Below are 15,895 nucleotides of genomic sequence, written 5' to 3'. Positions count from 1 at the left end.
TCGAAGAATCTCGCGTGCCGCACGGGCAACGCAGAGAAACAGGAGAGGTTGGAAATGATTGCCATTCGGGTGATCCGGGATGCAGGGGCGGATCCGGGCGTGCCGCTGCCATCCTATGAGACGGCGGGCGCAGCGGGGGCCGATATCCGGGCCAATCTGCCTGATCGCGGGTCACTGACACTGGCCCCGGGCGGACGGGCATTGATCCGGACCGGGCTGCGCGTCGAGATCCCCGCGGGCTTCGAGATTCAGATCCGCCCCCGCTCGGGTCTGGCGCTGAAACACGGGATCACCCTTCCCAATACCCCCGGCACCATCGACAGCGACTATCGCGGGCCGCTTGGGGTAATCCTGCTGAATGCGGGCGCCGAACCCTTCGAGGTGGTCCATGGCGAGCGGATTGCCCAGCTGGTGGTGGCGCCGGTGGTGCAGGCCCGGTTCGACCTTGTCGACAGCTTGGACGAGACTGCGCGCGGGGCGGGCGGTTTCGGCTCGACGGGGCGCGGCTGATGCTGCTGGTGTTGGCACTTGCGGCGGGTCTCTGGGCCATGGGGCATATGATGGGCGTGTCACGGCGAGCCCGGCTGGTGATGCTGACCGCTCTCTTTGCCGTTGTTTTGTTGCTGCAAGTCGCCTTGCCTGCGTCCCATCCCCTGCGCGTGGCGACCGGCGGGTCGCCTGCGCTCTGGTTGCTCATCGGCGGCTTTGGCATTCTGGCCTTTGGCTATGGCAGCGGGGTTGCCTGGCTCAAGGCGCGCGCGCAGGGGCAGCCTGCCGAGGCTACGGCAAAACCCGGCAGTTTCACCGAGACCGAGCTGGACCGTTACGCCCGCCATATCGTCCTGCGCGAGTTGGGCGGACCGGGGCAGAAGCGGCTGAAACAGGCGCGGGTGCTGGTGATCGGCGCAGGGGGGCTGGGCGCGCCCGCGTTGCAATATCTTGCGGCGGCGGGGGTCGGCACCATCGGTGTTATCGACGATGACGTGGTCGAGAACGCCAATCTGCAACGGCAGGTGATCCATCGCGATGCCGATATTGGCAAGCCCAAGGTGTTTTCTGCCGAGGCCGCGATGCTGGCGCAGAACCCCGCCGTGACCGTGCGCCCCTATCACCGGCGCCTGACCGAAGAGATCGCGGCCGATCTGTTTGCCGATTACGATCTGATCCTGGACGGAACCGATAATTTCACCACCCGCTACCTGGCCAACCAAGTGGTGGTAGCGCAGGGCAAGCCTCTGATCTCGGGGGCGTTGTCGCAATGGGAAGGGCAGCTGAGTGTCTTTCATCCTGCCGATGGTACACCCTGTTACCAGTGCATCTTTCCCGAGGCGCCCGCGCCGGGGCTGGCGCCATCCTGTGCCGAGGCCGGGGTGATCGGCCCCCTGCCCGGTGTGGTGGGCGCGATGTTGGCGGTTGAGGCGATCAAGCTGATCACGGGCGCCGGAGCACCGCTCAAGGGTGAAATGCTGATCTATGACGCGCTCTATGGCGAAAGCCGCAAGATCCGGCTGAGCCGCCGGGCCGATTGCCCGGTTTGCGGCAAGGGGTGACCCAATCCCGAGAGGGCCAGCACGAGATGAGCACGAACCTGTTTCACGCCGAATTGGCCAACTATCTCGGGGTCGGGGACCTGCGCAGCGACTATTCCGATGGCAGTTGGTCGTGGAACCGCCACAGGCTGACACTGGGTCGCTACCGGGTGGAGTTGACGCAGGACCGCCAGATCGTCGCGCAGCGCCCGCGTGGTGGCGGGCTGATCCCGTCCACCCAACTTGTCATTACCGGTGTGCGCAGCTTTGGCGAGGGAGAGCGGGTGACCGACGATCTCTGCCGCCTGTTGTCATTGGCCGCACAGTCGCAGGTGGTGCCGCTCAGCTATCGGTTCGGCGGCCGCGGACGCCAGCCTCTGCATCCAATGGGGCAGGCACTCTATTTTCGCCCTCTCCTGCCCATTCGTGACGGCGCCGTGATGCGGACCTATCTGGAAACGGTCTGGCCGCGCTATCGGTTGCTCAGTCGGCGGCGCAAGCTGGCCGAAGTGATCGACATGCTACTGATCGCCGAATTGCCGGTGCAGCCGCTTGAGGTGAAACTGGCCCAGCTCTTCATCGTCATGGAAAACCTCAAATCGACCCATGCCAAGGCCTGCGGCTATCCGTTCCGGCGTGGGCGCTATCGTGACCCGGCTCAGCCCTCGCGTGTCCTGGGGTTTGAGGCGCTGCTGCGCGAAATGTTTGCCGAGATGGGGATGCGCCCCGGTCTGCGCCGCCTTGTCACCCTGCGCAACGAGATCGTGCATTTCGGCCTGTCCCGCCGACCCTACGAGTCGCTTCGCGACCACCACGATCGCGGCAAGGATATCCTGCACGAATACCTGCTCCGGCTGCTGGGATTTCGCGGCCGGATGCTGCTGTACCGCCATGCAGCGCGGGTGGGCAAGGATATCGGTTGAACGCGCGACCGCGCCGGGGACCCATCGGGCGCCGGGCGCCGGGCCCAACGCCGCCAGCGGGCATCCTTGATGCCTGCGCGGGGGCGGGAGCCGCCCCTGACTGGATCAGACCGGTTCGGATTTCGCCGATTTGGTCGCCTTGCGGGCGATGTCGCGGGCCTCGTCCAGCGTTTCCTCGACCGCTTCGGCCTCGGTCTTGGTCACGTAATCGGCGCAGCGCGAGACCGTGTCGAACCATTCGCGCGCATCCTCGACCATGCGTTCGACCGAATGGCGCTGCCAGTCCATTACCGTTTCCATCGCCTCGGCCGGATTGGACGGATCAGCGGCGGTGGCGCTGCGGGCGGCGTCCAGCGCGGTGCGGATCGCTTCGTGTCGGCGCTCGAACCAGTGCCGGGTGAAGCGTTCGGATTCGGCCAGCAGCTTTTCCTGCGCGTCCCAGAATTGTTCCAGCTGCGGCTGAACCAGCGATGTCATCGACACCGGCCCCTGCATGGATTTCAACACCTCGGTGAACGAGGCGGGTGTGATCTTCGTCGTGTCTGTCTTGGCCATCTCTTTTCTCCCGGTCACGATTGCCCAACCAAGTCTGGCAGACCCGTTGGGGGTCTGCCTTAACCCAGATCAATTTGGCCGGTTTTCGCCTTTGACCGGGGACGTGGGTCTAGGCCAGCGCCCGATCCAGATCGGCGATCAGGTCCTCGGGGTCCTCGAGCCCGACCGACAGACGGAAAATCCCGTCGCCCGCATAGGCGCGATAGGCCTCCAGCTGGGCGCCCTCCAGCCGGAACGAGGTCTCCATCAGCCCCTCGGTCCCCATCCAGAAGATCAGGCTGCGGTGATGGCCCAGCGACACGGCATAATGGATCACCTCTAGCCGCTCGATCATCTGCCGGGCCAGACGTTCGCCCGTGGCGGCATCGCCCACCTGGAACGAGATCATCGCCGACATGTTCGACATCTGCCGCGCGGCCAGCTCTGCCTGCGGATGCGAAGCGAGGCCCGGATAGATCACCCGACCAACGCGCGGATCGGCCTCCAGCCATTCGGCCACAGCCTGGGCGCCCGCCGCATGCGCCTTCATCCGCAGGGGCAGCGTGGCGGCCCCGCGTGCGATCAGCCAGGCGTTGAAGGGCGACAGCACTCCGCCATGATGGATCGCCGCCTCGACCCGCATTTGCGAGACCAGATCGGCCCGGCCACAGACCGCGCCCGCCACCGCGTCACCATGGCCGCAGATATACTTGGTCACCGAATGCATGGTCAGATCGACACCCAATGCGACCGTGTCCATTCCCAGCGGCGAGGCAAAGGTGGCGTCACAGCTCAGCAGCGCGCCTGCCTGCCGTGCCAGCGCGGAAATCGCAGCCAGATCGGTCAGCCGCCCGATCGGGTTCACCGGGGTCTCGGTATGGATAAGCCTGGTCTCGGGCCGGATCGCCGCCGACACTGCGGCAAGGTCGGACATGTCCACGGTGCTGACCGCGATTCCCATCCGGGGCAGCGTGTCGCGCGCCAGTTCCGCCACGCCCGCATAAGAGACATCCGACACGATCACATGATCGCCCGCCGACAGGAAGGTGAAGAAGATCGCCGCCGCCGCCGCCATGCCGGATGCGGTGCACAGGCAGGCCTCGGTCCCCTGCATCGCGGCGATCTTGGCCTCGAGCATCGCGACGGTGGGATTGGCCCAGCGTGAATAGGCATAGGGGCTTTGCGGGGTCAGGTCATGGGCGGAAAAGCCCAACACATCCTCGGACACATAGGTCGAGGACATGTGGATCGGCGGCGCCGAGGCCAGCGTTGCCGGGTCCGGGGACTCTCCGGCGTGAATGGCGGTGGTCATCGGGCCTGCGGGGCGGTTGGTCTTTTTCATCGTGTCTCCTCCTTGCGCCCGACCCTGAGGGGGAGGGCGCGCAGATGCAACCCGGTTTCGGTCCGGCACCTCTGGACCATTCCCGCGCGCGCTCCTAGCTTGTCGGACAAAGGAGAGCCGCATGACCAACCCCATCCTTGCCGATTGGCAGACCCCGTTCGACATCGCCCCGTTCGACCGGATCGCGGACAGCGATTTCGCCCCGGCGCTGGAGGCGGCGCTTGCCGAACACAGGGCCGAGATCGCTGCCATCGCCGACAGCCCCGAGGCGCCGACCTTTGCCAATGTTGTCGAGGCGCTCGAGGCGGCGGGCGGTGCACTGGACCGGGTTTTGGGCGTGTTCATTACCGTGGCGGGGGCGGACAGCAATCCGGCGCGCGAAGAATTGCAGCGCGCGTTCTCGCCCCAGTTGGCGGCGCATTTCTCCGAGATTTCGGCCAACAAGGCGCTGTTCGCCCGCGTCGCCGCCGTGTGGGATGCGCGCGAGGATCTGGAACTGACCGACGAACAGCAGCGGGTACTGATGCTGACCCATCGTGGCTTTGTTCGTTCGGGCGCGGCGCTCAGCGGTGAGGCCGAGGCGCGGATGAAGGAGATAAAGGCGCGGCTGGCGGTGCTGGGTACCGAATTCACCCAGAACCTGCTGGCGGACGAGCGCGACTGGTTCATGGACCTGTCCGAGGAGGATCTGGAGGGGCTGCCCGATTTCGTCACCGCCGCCGCCCGCGCGGCAGGGCAAGAGAAACAGGCCGCCGGGCCGGTGATGACCCTGTCGCGCTCGCTGATCGTGCCCTTCCTGCAATTCTCGCCGCGCCGCGATCTGCGCGCGCGGGCCTATCGCGCCTGGGTGGCGCGTGGGGCCAATGGCGGCAAGACCGACAACCGCGCCATCGCGACCGAGATCCTGGCGCTGCGCGAGGAGCGCGCCGCGCTCCTGGGTTATGACAGTTTTGCCACCTACAAGTTGGAGACCGAGATGGCCCGCAGCCCCGACAGGGTGCGCGACCTGCTGATGCAGGTCTGGGCGCCCGCCCGCGCGCGGGCCGAGGAGGATGCCGAGGTGCTGACGGCGATGATGCAGGAAGACGGGATCAACGGGCCGCTGGAGCCCTGGGACTGGCACTATTACGCGGCGCGGCGGCGCAAGGCCGAGCATGACCTGGACGAGGCGGCGCTGAAACCCTACCTGCAACTGGACCGCATGATCGAGGCGTCCTTTGCCTGCGCCAACCGGCTGTTCGGGCTGGAGTTCCGCCCGCTCGACATCGCGCTCTATCATCCCGATTGCCGGGCCTGGGAGGTGACGCGGGACGGTCGGCATGTGGCCGTCTTTATCGGTGACTATTTCGCGCGTGGATCGAAACGCTCGGGCGCCTGGTGTTCGGCGATGCGGGCGCAGGCGAAGTTCCCGCGACCCCAGGCGCCGGTGGTGATCAATGTCTGCAACTTCGCCAAGGGCGATCCGGCGCTGCTGAGCTATGATGACGCGCGCACGCTGTTTCATGAATTCGGTCACGCCCTGCACCAGATGCTGTCCGATGTGACCTATGAAAGTGTGTCGGGCACATCCGTTGCACGTGATTTTGTGGAACTGCCCAGCCAGCTTTACGAGCACTGGCTGGAGGTGCCCGAGGTGCTGGCAGAGTTTGCCACCCATGCCGAGACGGGGGAACCGATGCCCACCGAGATGCTGGAAAAGGTACTGGGCGCGGCCAACTTCGATCAGGGGTTCCAGACGGTGGAATATGTGGCCTCGGCCCTGGTGGACCTGGCATTTCACGACGGGGCGGCACCGGTCGATCCGATGGCGAAACAGGCCGAGGTGCTGGCGGAACTCGGCATGCCCCATGCCATCGGCATGCGGCACGGCACCCCGCATTTCGCCCATGTCTTTGCCGGCGACGGCTATAGCTCGGGCTATTACAGCTATATGTGGTCGGAGGTGATGGATGCCGACGCCTTTGCCGCGTTCGAGGAGGCGGGCGGGGCCTTTGATCCTGAGCGGGCCGAGGCGCTGGAGCGGCATATCCTGTCGACCGGCGGCTCGCGCGAGGCCGAGGACCTTTATCTGGCCTTCCGGGGCCGTCTGCCGGGGGTCGAGGCCCTGCTCAAAGGCCGCGGATTGATCGCGGCCTGAGATTTTTCGACGAAAAATCTCGCCTCCGGCGGGAGTATTTCGGGCGAAGTGAAAGGGTTGGGCTTCAGTAGCCGAGAGTGCGGTCGACCAGGTGCAGGAACGGTTCGCTGCTTTCGCCCCGGCGGATGTTCTCGCAGATCACCTGCGCCGCCGTTTCGGGGCGGGTTTCCGAGGCGATATGCGGGGTGACGGTGACGTTGGGATGTGCCCAATAGGGATGATCCCGGGGCAGTGGTTCGATGCGGAATACATCGAGTGTCGCATGGCCCACCTGCCCGCTGTCAAGCGCGGCAAGCAGAGCGTCGTCGTCGATCAGCGGCCCGCGCCCGGGATTGATGATGCGGGCGCCCCGGGGCAGGCGGGACAGCTTTTGGGCATTGAGCGTGTTTTCGGTTGCGGCGGTGCTGGGCAGCAGCAGCACCAGGATTTCGGCGCCCGACAGCGCTTGGTCCAGCCCCTCCGGCCCATGCAGGCAGGTGATGCCGGGCAGGTCCTTGGGCGATCTGCTCCACCCCGTGACTTGGAAGCCCAGCGCAGTCAGAGCGCGGGCGGCGGCCTCTCCCAGCGCGCCGAGGCCTAGGATGGTCACCTGCCGCTGGCTGGCCAGTGGCGGCACGTCCTGACGCCAGTCGCCTTTCAGACCGTGGATATGGGCGTCCATCCCGAGATGGTAGCGCAGCACGTGTCCCACCACCCATTCGGTCATGCCCTGGGTCAGTCCGTGATCGACCATCCGGGCCAAGGGTGCCGTCAGTGTCGGATTGTCGGCGATGCTCTCTACTCCGGCCCAGAGGCTCAGCACTGCCTTGAGCCGGGTGAACGGGGTGAAATCGTGCAGACCGCCATTGGGCGCGTAGACGACATAGTCTACCTCTTCCGGCGCGAATGCATTGCGCAGGTCAAAGGTGACTCCCATGCCTGAGAGGTATCCTTCGATCAACGGTCGATAGATCGGCCAAAGCTCGGGGCGCGCGGAAAAGAGCACATTGGCGGGCATGGTGGATCCTTTCAGGGGGTCAGCGGGGGCGGTGGATATGGGCACTGTGCACAAGGCCAAAGGCCACCATCAGCACCAGCATGGCCGAGCCACCATAGCTGACCATCGGCAGCGGCACGCCAACAACCGGGGCCAAGCCCATGACCATCGACATGTTGACAGCAAAAAACAGAAAGAAGTTCACCGCGATCCCCATCGTGACCAGTGACGAGAACCGGTCGCGGGTGGCGAGCGCAGTGACCACGCAAAACGCGATGATCAGCGCATAGAGCGACAACAGCGAGATGCCGCCGATAAAGCCGAATTCCTCGGCCAGCGTGGTAAAGATGAAGTCGGTATGCTTTTCGGGCAGGAAGTTCAGCCGCGACTGGGTGCCCTGCATGAAACCGCGCCCCGACCAGCCGCCCGAACCCAGCGCGATCTTGGACTGGGTGATGTGATAGCCGGCGCCCAGCGGATCCGAGGACGGGTCCAGAAAGGTGTCGATGCGGCGGAACTGATAATCCTTGAGCAACTGCCAATCGGTTCCACGGCTTTTGAACACCGTTGTGATCAGTCCTACGCCCGCCGCGATGACGGCGGCGAAATAGGCCCAGTGCACCCCGGCCAGGAACATCAGCGCGCCCCCCGCCGACAGCAGCAGGATGGCGGTGCCGAGATCGGGCTGTTTCAGCACCAGCGCGGTGGGGACCAGGATGATCAGCACCGGCACCAGCACCCAGAGCGGGCGCGAGGTCTTCTTGCCCGGCAGCCAGTCGTAATAGGCGGCCAATACCATGACCAGCGTGATCTTGGTCAGTTCCGAGGGTTGCAGCCGCATGAAACCCAGGTCGATCCAGCGCTGGGCGCCCATGCCGACGGCGCCGAACAGCTCGACCATGATCAGCAACACCAGCGATCCGCCATAGGCGACGGCGGCCATGTTGCGCCAGAACCAGATCGGCACCATTGCGACCGCTGTCATCACCAGAAGCCCGGCCACGAACCGCTTGATCTGCGGTTCGGCCCAAGGGCTGAACGAGCCGCCAGCAACGGAATAAAGCATCAGGAAACCGACCGAGGCCACCGAGATCAACAGCAGCGTCAGGGGCCAGTTCATGTAGAGAATCTTGCGCAGGCCGCTGGGTGTCGCTTTGACCGTATATTCAAGATAGCTCATGCGCGGTCCTTGTCCTCGGGCCGGGTAACCGGGCGCAACTCGCGGCGCAGGCGATCTTGCTGCGCCTCGATCCGGCTGCGGTCCTTGGCCGGATAGGCATCGAGCGGCGGGAACCCATCATAGAGCGCCTGAAGCAGGATGTCGCGGGCGATCGGTGCCGCCGCAGTCGAGCCGCCACCGCCATGTTCGACCACCACCGACACTGCGAAACGCGGGTTATCGAAGGGGGCGAAGCAGACAAACAGCGCATGGTCGCGCCGTTCCCAGGGCAGGTCCTCGTTGCGGATCACCCCGGCGGCACGCTCGGCGGCTGTGATGTTGCGCACCTGACTGGTGCCGGTCTTGCCTGCCATCCGGTTGTCATCGGCCAGGATGCGGCTGCGATAGGCGGTGCCACGGCGATTGTTGCTGACCGCGTACATGCCCTTGCGCAGGCGGCGCAGGTTGGCCTGGTTCATCGCCAGCGGCTCGCCCGCGCCCGAGGGCTGCTCGACCCCGTCGACCGATTTCACCAGCCGGGGCGCCACCTTGCGCCCGGTGGCGATCCGGGCGGTCATCACCGCCAGTTGCAAAGGTGAGGCCAGCATGAAACCCTGACCGATCGAGGCGTTGGCGGTATCGCCGACCAGCCAGTCCTGCCCATGCACCCGTGCCTTCCAATCGCGATTCGGGGCCAGCCCGCGCGCCACTGCAGACATAGGAATGTCATGCCTTACGCCTATGCCGAATTCCTCGGCCATGGCCGAGATCTTGTCGATGCCGACCTTGAGTGCCACGTCGTAATAATAGACGTCGCAGCTCTGCTCCAACGACTCTTCCAGGTTCATATGACCGTGGCCACCGCGTTTCCAGCAATGGAAGCGGCGGTTGCTGACCTCAAGGAAGCCGGGGCAATAGACCGTCTCCTCGGGGCTGGTGATCCCTGCCTCAAGCGCCGCCATGGCGGTGATCATCTTGAAGGTCGAGCCGGGCGGATAGGCCCCCTGAACCGACTTGTTCGCCAGCGGGCGGTAGGGGTCCTCGGTCAGGCCGCGGTAGTCGGCCACCGAGATACCGCGCACGAACAGGTTGGGGTCGAAACTCGGGGCCGAGGCGATGGCGCGCAGATCGCCGGTTTCGCAGTCGATGACCACGGCCGCCGCGCTTTCCTGTCCCAGCCGGGCCTGCACATAAGATTGCAGCGCCGAGTCGACGGTCAGCTGCAGGTCGGCGCCAGGCTTGCCCTCGCGCCGGTCCAGCTCGCGCATGACGCGCCCGTTGGCGTTGACCTCGACCCGTTTGGCGCCGGCCTTGCCACGCAGGAGGTCTTCCTGTTTGGCCTCCAGCCCGACCTTGCCGATCTGGAAACGCGGAATGCGCAGCACCGGTTCGGGATCCTGGATCTGGCTCAGGTCGTAATCGCTGACCGGGCCGACATAGCCCACCACATGGGCAAAATCACCGGCCTGCGGATAGACACGGGTCAGGCCGACCTCGGGTGTGATGCCGGGCAGGGCCGGGGCGTTCACCGCCACTTTCGAGATATGCTCCCAGCTGATCTGATCGGCCAGCGTGACCGGCAGGAATGGCGGCGAGCGGCGCATCTCGGCCAGGGCGCGGTCCAGTTCCTCGGGGTCCAGCGGGATCACCCGCTTCAGGTTTTCGATCACCTCATCCACATCGCCCGCATCCTCGCGCACCATGACGATCCGGTACGAGGGGGTGTTCTGGGCGATGATGGCGCCGTTGCGGTCGAACAGTTCACCCCGTGTTGGCGGGATCAGGCGGATGTTGATCCGGTTCTCCTCGGCCAGCAGGCGGAACTGGTCGGCCTGATCGACCTGCATGTAGCGCATGCGCATCGCCAGCCCGCCGACAAAGGCCGCCTGCGCACCGCCAAGCAACAGGGCGCGGCGGGTCAGGACCCGCTGTACCTTGTCCATGTCGCGCGCCGATCGTCTCAACTCAACGGGCTCCCAGTGCTTCGGCATCGGCGGGCGTCAGGCGGCGCACACCGAACACCGCCTGGCTGGACCCGGCCACCAGCGGATAGATCAGGATTGTCAGCAGCAGTTGCGAGGTTGCTAGGAACAGAGGCGCCTGATCGACCGAGGTGATCGCAAGGACGATCCGGTAGAGCAGGGCGATTACCGCCATAACCACCGCCACTGCCAGCCACTCGGCGGCAAAACCGGATTCGCCATGTCCTCCGAAACGGCTGCGCAGGAACACTGCACCCGCCAATATCAGTGCCGCCAACAGGCCCGGAGGACGCTGCAACAGCAGATCGGCCAGCAGGATCACCACAGCAATCAGCAGCGCTGGCACGAAATCGGGACGGCGTAGCGCCCATGCCAACGTCAGCGCCAGCAACAGGTCGGGTTCCGCCCAGCCTTTTGGCAATGTGTCGAGCGGCAACAGGTGAAAGAACAAGATCACTGTCGCCAGCCCGGCGTAGCACAAACGCATCAGCCAGATGCGCGAGGGAGCCAGACTATCCATCGGTGGCCTCTGCAGGGTTTGCCAGAGAGGAGGTGTTGGGCGCGACCGGTGCCGGCGGCCCGACCACGCCGCCATGATCTTCGATCTGCTCGGTGCCGTGATGGCGCAATACGCGCAGGAATTCCAGCCGCTCATAGTCGGCCGAAAGTCGCACGCGCAGGCGCCCGTTGCGGTCCTCGGCCACCTGCCCGATCAGCAGCCCGGCGGGAAACACGCCACCATCGCCCGAGGTAACGACCCGGTCGCCGGGCCGAACAAATTCGCGGTTTTCCAGGAAATCGATCACGGGTGCTGCAGTATTGTCACCGGTGATCAGGGCGGTCTGTCCCGAGGGTTGGATCGTGGCGGGGATCGAACTGGCCGCATCGATGAGCAGGATGACTCTGGCCGAGGATTGGCCCACGCCCGAGATCCGACCCACCAGCCCGATCCCGTCCATCGCCGCCCACCCATCGACGATCCCGTCGCGCGCACCGACGTTCAGCAACACTGATTGCCGGAAGGGCGAACCGCTATCGGCCATGACAACGCCGGTGATATAGGTCAGGCGCGGGTCGAGCCGGACATTGTTGAGATCCAGCAGCCGGGCGTTTTCTTGCTCGAGCTGTAGTGCCGCCTCTTTCCAGGCCCGCATCTGGCGCAGCTCGCTGCGCAGTTCACGGTTCTGCTCGCTCAGCCGCTGATAGCTCTGGAAGTCGCGGATCAGGTTGATCGTGCCGGTGACCGGCACCATGGCCCAGTCCATCGAAGGGATGACCGTATCGACGACTTGGGCGCGGAACCGTTCGACTCGCGGGCTGTCGATACGCCAAACCAGGAAGATGCCCAGCAGGCACAGCAACACGACCCCGAGCAACAGACGGCGCAGGGGGCCGGCATAGTCCTCGCGCTGTGAGCGGTCGCGTGCCAAAGAGGTCCTTTCCGCCAATAGTCCGGGCCGCCGGACGGCAGCCGCTTAAACCGCCGAATACCCCGGGATCCTGCGCGGCTTAGCTGTCGTAGTCAATCGCGTGGCGCAGCTGCTTTTCGTATTCCAGCGCCTTGCCGGTGCCGAGTGCGACGCAGTTCAGGCTTTCATCGGCAATCGAAACCGCCAGCCCGGTCTGTTCGCGCAGGGCCAGGTCAAGATCGCCCAGCAACGCGCCGCCGCCGGTCAGCATGACACCGCGGTCGACGATATCGGCGGCCAGATCGGGCGGCGTGGTCTCCAGCGCGGTCATCACCGCCTCGCAGATTTGCTGTACAGGCTCGGCCAGCGCCTCGGCCACCTGGGCCTGGCTGATCTCGATTTCCTTGGGAACGCCATTCAGCAGGTCGCGCCCCCGTATCTGCATCGACTGGCCGCGCCCGTCATCGGGCATGCGCGCGGTGCCGATCGAGGTCTTGATGCGTTCGGCGGTGCTTTCCCCCACCAAAAGGTTCTGCTGACGGCGCAGGTAGCTGATGATCGCCTCGTCCATCCGATCGCCACCGACACGAACCGAGCGGGCATAGACGATGTCACCCAGTGACAGTACCGCCACTTCAGTGGTGCCACCGCCGATGTCCACGACCATGTTGCCGGTCGGGTCGGTGATGGGCATGCCAGCACCGATGGCGGCGGCGATCGGTTCGGCGATCAACCCGGCGCGGCGGGCACCGGCGCTCAGCACCGATTGACGGATCGCGCGCTTTTCAACCGGGGTGGCGCCATGAGGAACGCAGACGATGATCTTGGGCTTCGAGAAGGTCGAGCGCTTGTGCACCTTGCGGATGAAATGCTTGATCATCTCTTCGGCGGTGTCGAAATCGGCAATCACGCCTTCGCGCATCGGGCGGATCGCCTCGATGCTGCCCGGGGTGCGGCCCAGCATCAACTTGGCGTCCTCGCCCACGGCAAGAACCTTCTTGACCCCGTCCTTGACGTGGTAGGCCACAACCGAGGGTTCGGACAAAATGACACCGCGTCCCTTGACATAGACCAGTGTGTTAGCCGTGCCTAGGTCGATCGCCATGTCCGCTGCGAACAGGCTGCCCAGACTATCGAAGATCCCCATGTGAGTGGTCCTGTCTACCAGAATTCTTGCAATGCCCACGACTCGACGGGCCTGCGACGAATGACTTATAGGGCGCAGACGCACTGTGGAAAAGGGCCGAATCTGCTCGGATCAGCACCAATCCGCCGCGCAAGCGGACATGACGCGGGGACAGAACAGGCAAATGCTATCTTATCAGCACATTTATCACGCCGGAAACCTGGCCGATGTCCAGAAACACGCGCTGTTGGCGGTAGCGCTAGATTATCTCACCCGTAAGGACAAGCCGTTGAGCTATCTGGAAACGCATGCCGGACGCGGTCTTTATCATCTGGATGCGGCCGAGGCGGTGCGCACGGGTGAGGCGAGGGTCGGGATCGGCCGGGTCGAAGAGGCGGAATGGTTCGTTTCGGGGCATCCGATAATGCGGGTGCTGGCCGCAGTTCGGGCGGATCACGGCGGTGCGGCCTACCCCGGCTCACCGCTGGTGGCGGCGCACCTGCTTCGTCCCGGTGATGTGATGCACCTCGCCGAGATGCACCCGCAGGAAAACGCGGCGCTGGAACAGACGATGGCAGGTTTTCCGGCACGTGTGTATCGGCGGGACGGGTTCGAAATGGCGCAGTCGCTGCTGCCGCCCGATCCTCGAAGGGGGATGATGCTGATCGATCCCAGCTACGAGGTTAAATCCGACTACGACCGGATGCCGGCGGTGATCGCGCAATTGCACCGCAAGTGGAATGTGGGCGTGATCGCGCTTTGGTATCCGATCCTGACCGATGAGCGGCACAAGGTGATGCTGGCGGCGCTAGAGCGGCAAGGCCTTCCCAAGGTCCTGCGGCATGAGGTCCGTTTTGCGCCCGCCCGCGAGGGGCATCGGATGGTGGGGTCGGGTATGTTCGTGATCAATACGCCCTTTGGTCTTTCCGCCGAGGCGACGCGCCTTTCGGGCCTGTTCGCTCAGCTCTGAGAGAGGCACCGTTTTCCGAGCCGGAAAACGGCCCGGAAAACGAAGTTTTCCGTTTCGGAATTCTTGCAGAATTCCGATCTACCAAGGCGTCAGGTCAGGTCCTTGTAGCTGATCTCGCGCGTATCGGCGCCGGGGCCAGCCTTCTCGCGCCGTACGATCAGACGGTTGAGTGCGTTGATATAGGCCTTGGCGCTGGCCACCACCGTGTCGGTATTGGCGGACTCGCCGGTGGCAATCATCCCGTCCTCTTCCAGCCGAACGCTGACCGTGGCCTGGGCGTCGGTGCCTTCGGTCACCGCATGCACCTGGTAGAGCTGCAGATGTGCCTTGTTGGGATGCAGCTCGCGGATCGCTTTGAAACTGGCATCTACCGGCCCGTCGCCATGCGCGGTCGCGCTGACATCCTTGCCGTCGATCTCCATCTCGACCGTCGCCTCGGCCGGGCCACCGGTGCCGCAGATCACCTTCATCGAGACCAGCTGCAAATGGTCCTGTTCGGCATTCTCGCCCGAGCGCATCAGCGCGATCACATCGTCGTCGAACACCTCTTTCTTGCGGTCGGCCAGTTCCTTGAACCGAACGAAGATGTCCTTGAGCTGGTTGTCGCCCACCTCATAGCCGAGGTGTTCGAGCTTGTCGCGCAGCGCCGCGCGCCCCGAATGCTTGCCCAGTGGCAACGAGGTGCCCGAGAGGCCGATATCCTCTGGCCGCATGATCTCGAAATTCTCGCGGTTCTTCAGCATCCCGTCCTGGTGGATGCCGCTTTCATGGGCGAATGCGTTCTTGCCCACGATGGCCTTGTTGAACTGCACGTTGAACCCGGACACGGTCGCCACACGGCGCGAGATCGCCATGATCTTGGTGGTGTCGATCCCGGTGTGCCAGGGCATGATGTCGTGGCGGGTCTTCATTGCCATCACCACCTCTTCCAGGGCGGTGTTGCCGGCGCGTTCGCCCAACCCGTTGATGGTGCATTCGATCTGGCGCGCGCCACCTGCCACGGCGGCAAGGCTGTTGGCCGTCGCCATGCCGAGGTCGTTGTGGCAATGGGTGGCAAAGATCACATCGTCGGCACCCGGCACCGTTTCGATCAGCCGCCGGATCAGATCGGCGCTTTCGGCAGGGGCGGTATAGCCCACGGTATCGGGGATATTGATGGTGGTGGCGCCGGCCTTGATCGCGATTTCGATCACACGGCACAGGTAGTCCCATTCGGTCCGGGTCGCATCCATCGGCGACCATTGCACGTTTTCGCACAGGTTGCGGGCGTGGCTGACCGTTTCGTGGATCTTCTCGGCCATTTCGTCCTGGGTCAGGTTGGGAATGGCGCGGTGCAGCGGTGACGTCCCGATAAACGTGTGAATGCGGTTATGTTCGGCGTGTTTCACCGCCTCCCAGCAGCGGTCGATATCGGCGAAATTGGCGCGCGCCAGCCCGCAGATGCGGCTGTTTTTCGAACGCTTGGCGATCTCGCTCACCGCTTTGAAGTCCCCTTCCGAGGCGATGGGGAAGCCCGCTTCGATGATATCCACGCCCATCTCGTCGAGCATCTCGGCGATCTCGAGCTTTTCTGAATGGGTCATGGTGGCGCCCGGGCTCTGCTCGCCGTCGCGCAAGGTGGTGTCAAAGATCAAGACGCGGTCTTGGTCGGTCGCATGGGTCATGTCGGTAACTTTCGTATCTGTCCTAAGCCAAATGGCGCGCAAGCCTCCTCCTCTGAGCGGGCGCGCCGAAAGGGCACGCTCAGAGGCGGATTAGGATCAGTAGGCCACGCAGAACGGCGCCAGAAATGGCGGTGCCGGTCGATG

14 protein-coding genes are annotated in these 15,895 nt (G+C 64.6%); 5 read left to right on the top strand and 9 right to left on the bottom strand.

Features of this window, described 5'->3' with window-relative positions; all coding sequences use genetic code 11:
* Positions 1 to 54 precede the first annotated feature (54 nt).
* From dut to AC2FNY_RS05595, 3 genes are read left to right on the top strand one after another with little or no spacing between them, the layout of a single operon-like run.
* Positions 55 to 510 carry a dUTP diphosphatase gene (gene dut, locus AC2FNY_RS05605; RefSeq protein ID WP_496801874.1) on the top strand — a complete coding sequence of 152 codons (456 nt, stop codon included), beginning with the start codon at positions 55 to 57 and terminating at the stop codon, positions 508 to 510.
* On the top strand, positions 510 to 1,550 hold the full coding sequence (locus AC2FNY_RS05600) for a HesA/MoeB/ThiF family protein (RefSeq protein WP_496801873.1): 1,041 nt from the start codon (positions 510 to 512) through the stop codon (positions 1,548 to 1,550). Before dut ends, AC2FNY_RS05600 begins: the two co-directional genes overlap by 1 nt.
* A 26-nt stretch (positions 1,551 to 1,576) precedes the next feature.
* Positions 1,577 to 2,452, top strand: coding sequence for a hypothetical protein (locus AC2FNY_RS05595; RefSeq protein ID WP_496801872.1), 876 nt, complete (start codon positions 1,577 to 1,579; stop codon positions 2,450 to 2,452).
* A 105-nt stretch (positions 2,453 to 2,557) separates the two neighbouring features.
* Here AC2FNY_RS05595 and AC2FNY_RS05590 read toward each other — a convergent pair whose 3' ends face one another.
* Positions 2,558 to 3,007: a phasin family protein gene (locus AC2FNY_RS05590; protein WP_234162779.1), complete on the bottom strand. Its 450-nt coding sequence runs from the start codon at positions 3,005 to 3,007 to the stop codon at positions 2,558 to 2,560.
* A 109-nt stretch (positions 3,008 to 3,116) separates the two neighbouring features.
* Positions 3,117 to 4,328: an aminotransferase class I/II-fold pyridoxal phosphate-dependent enzyme gene (locus tag AC2FNY_RS05585; RefSeq protein WP_234165652.1), complete on the bottom strand. Its 1,212-nt coding sequence runs from the start codon at positions 4,326 to 4,328 to the stop codon at positions 3,117 to 3,119.
* A 121-nt stretch (positions 4,329 to 4,449) separates the two neighbouring features.
* Here AC2FNY_RS05585 and AC2FNY_RS05580 point away from each other — a divergent pair, with 121 nt between their 5' ends.
* Entirely contained in the window at positions 4,450 to 6,465 is a 2,016-nt protein-coding gene (locus tag AC2FNY_RS05580; protein ID WP_496801871.1) for a M3 family metallopeptidase, read from the top strand.
* 64 nt (positions 6,466 to 6,529) lie between these two features.
* Here the strand turns inward: AC2FNY_RS05580 and AC2FNY_RS05575 are convergent, their stop codons facing one another.
* From AC2FNY_RS05575 to AC2FNY_RS05550, 6 genes are all read right to left on the bottom strand, one after another.
* Entirely contained in the window at positions 6,530 to 7,462 is a 933-nt protein-coding gene (locus tag AC2FNY_RS05575; protein ID WP_496801870.1) for a 2-hydroxyacid dehydrogenase, read from the bottom strand.
* Positions 7,463 to 7,481: 19 nt separating this feature from the next.
* Positions 7,482 to 8,621, bottom strand: a complete 1,140-nt coding sequence (gene rodA / locus AC2FNY_RS05570; protein ID WP_496801869.1) for a rod shape-determining protein RodA — start codon at positions 8,619 to 8,621, stop codon at positions 7,482 to 7,484.
* Positions 8,618 to 10,543 (bottom strand): penicillin-binding protein 2, encoded by a 1,926-nt coding sequence (mrdA, locus tag AC2FNY_RS05565; protein WP_496801868.1) that lies wholly within the window; start codon positions 10,541 to 10,543, stop codon positions 8,618 to 8,620. Before mrdA ends, rodA begins: the two co-directional genes overlap by 4 nt.
* Before the next feature lie 22 nt (positions 10,544 to 10,565).
* Positions 10,566 to 11,102, bottom strand: coding sequence for a rod shape-determining protein MreD (locus AC2FNY_RS05560; RefSeq protein ID WP_234137312.1), 537 nt, complete (start codon positions 11,100 to 11,102; stop codon positions 10,566 to 10,568).
* Positions 11,095 to 12,012, bottom strand: coding sequence for a rod shape-determining protein MreC (mreC, locus tag AC2FNY_RS05555; RefSeq protein WP_234137313.1), 918 nt, complete (start codon positions 12,010 to 12,012; stop codon positions 11,095 to 11,097). The genes AC2FNY_RS05560 and mreC overlap by 8 nt, the downstream gene beginning before the upstream one ends.
* A gap of 79 nt (positions 12,013 to 12,091) precedes the next feature.
* The gene (locus AC2FNY_RS05550) at positions 12,092 to 13,138 is read right to left on the bottom strand and encodes a rod shape-determining protein (protein ID WP_234137314.1); all 1,047 of its coding nucleotides are present in this window, start codon (positions 13,136 to 13,138) and stop codon (positions 12,092 to 12,094) included.
* A 163-nt stretch (positions 13,139 to 13,301) separates the two neighbouring features.
* On the opposite strand from AC2FNY_RS05550, the gene AC2FNY_RS05545 reads away from it, so the two are divergent.
* The gene (locus AC2FNY_RS05545; protein WP_234162777.1) at positions 13,302 to 14,087 is read left to right on the top strand and encodes a 23S rRNA (adenine(2030)-N(6))-methyltransferase RlmJ; all 786 of its coding nucleotides are present in this window, start codon (positions 13,302 to 13,304) and stop codon (positions 14,085 to 14,087) included.
* A gap of 89 nt (positions 14,088 to 14,176) precedes the next feature.
* On the opposite strand, the gene AC2FNY_RS05540 is transcribed toward AC2FNY_RS05545, so the two are convergent.
* On the bottom strand, positions 14,177 to 15,751 hold the full coding sequence (locus AC2FNY_RS05540) for a 2-isopropylmalate synthase (RefSeq protein ID WP_234165656.1): 1,575 nt from the start codon (positions 15,749 to 15,751) through the stop codon (positions 14,177 to 14,179).
* Positions 15,752 to 15,895 lie beyond the last annotated feature (144 nt).

This window comes from Ruegeria sp. BHSC223 (assembly GCF_059613025.1).
Note: the sequence above shows the minus strand (reverse complement) of the source record. Positions and strands in the feature narration are given on the sequence as shown.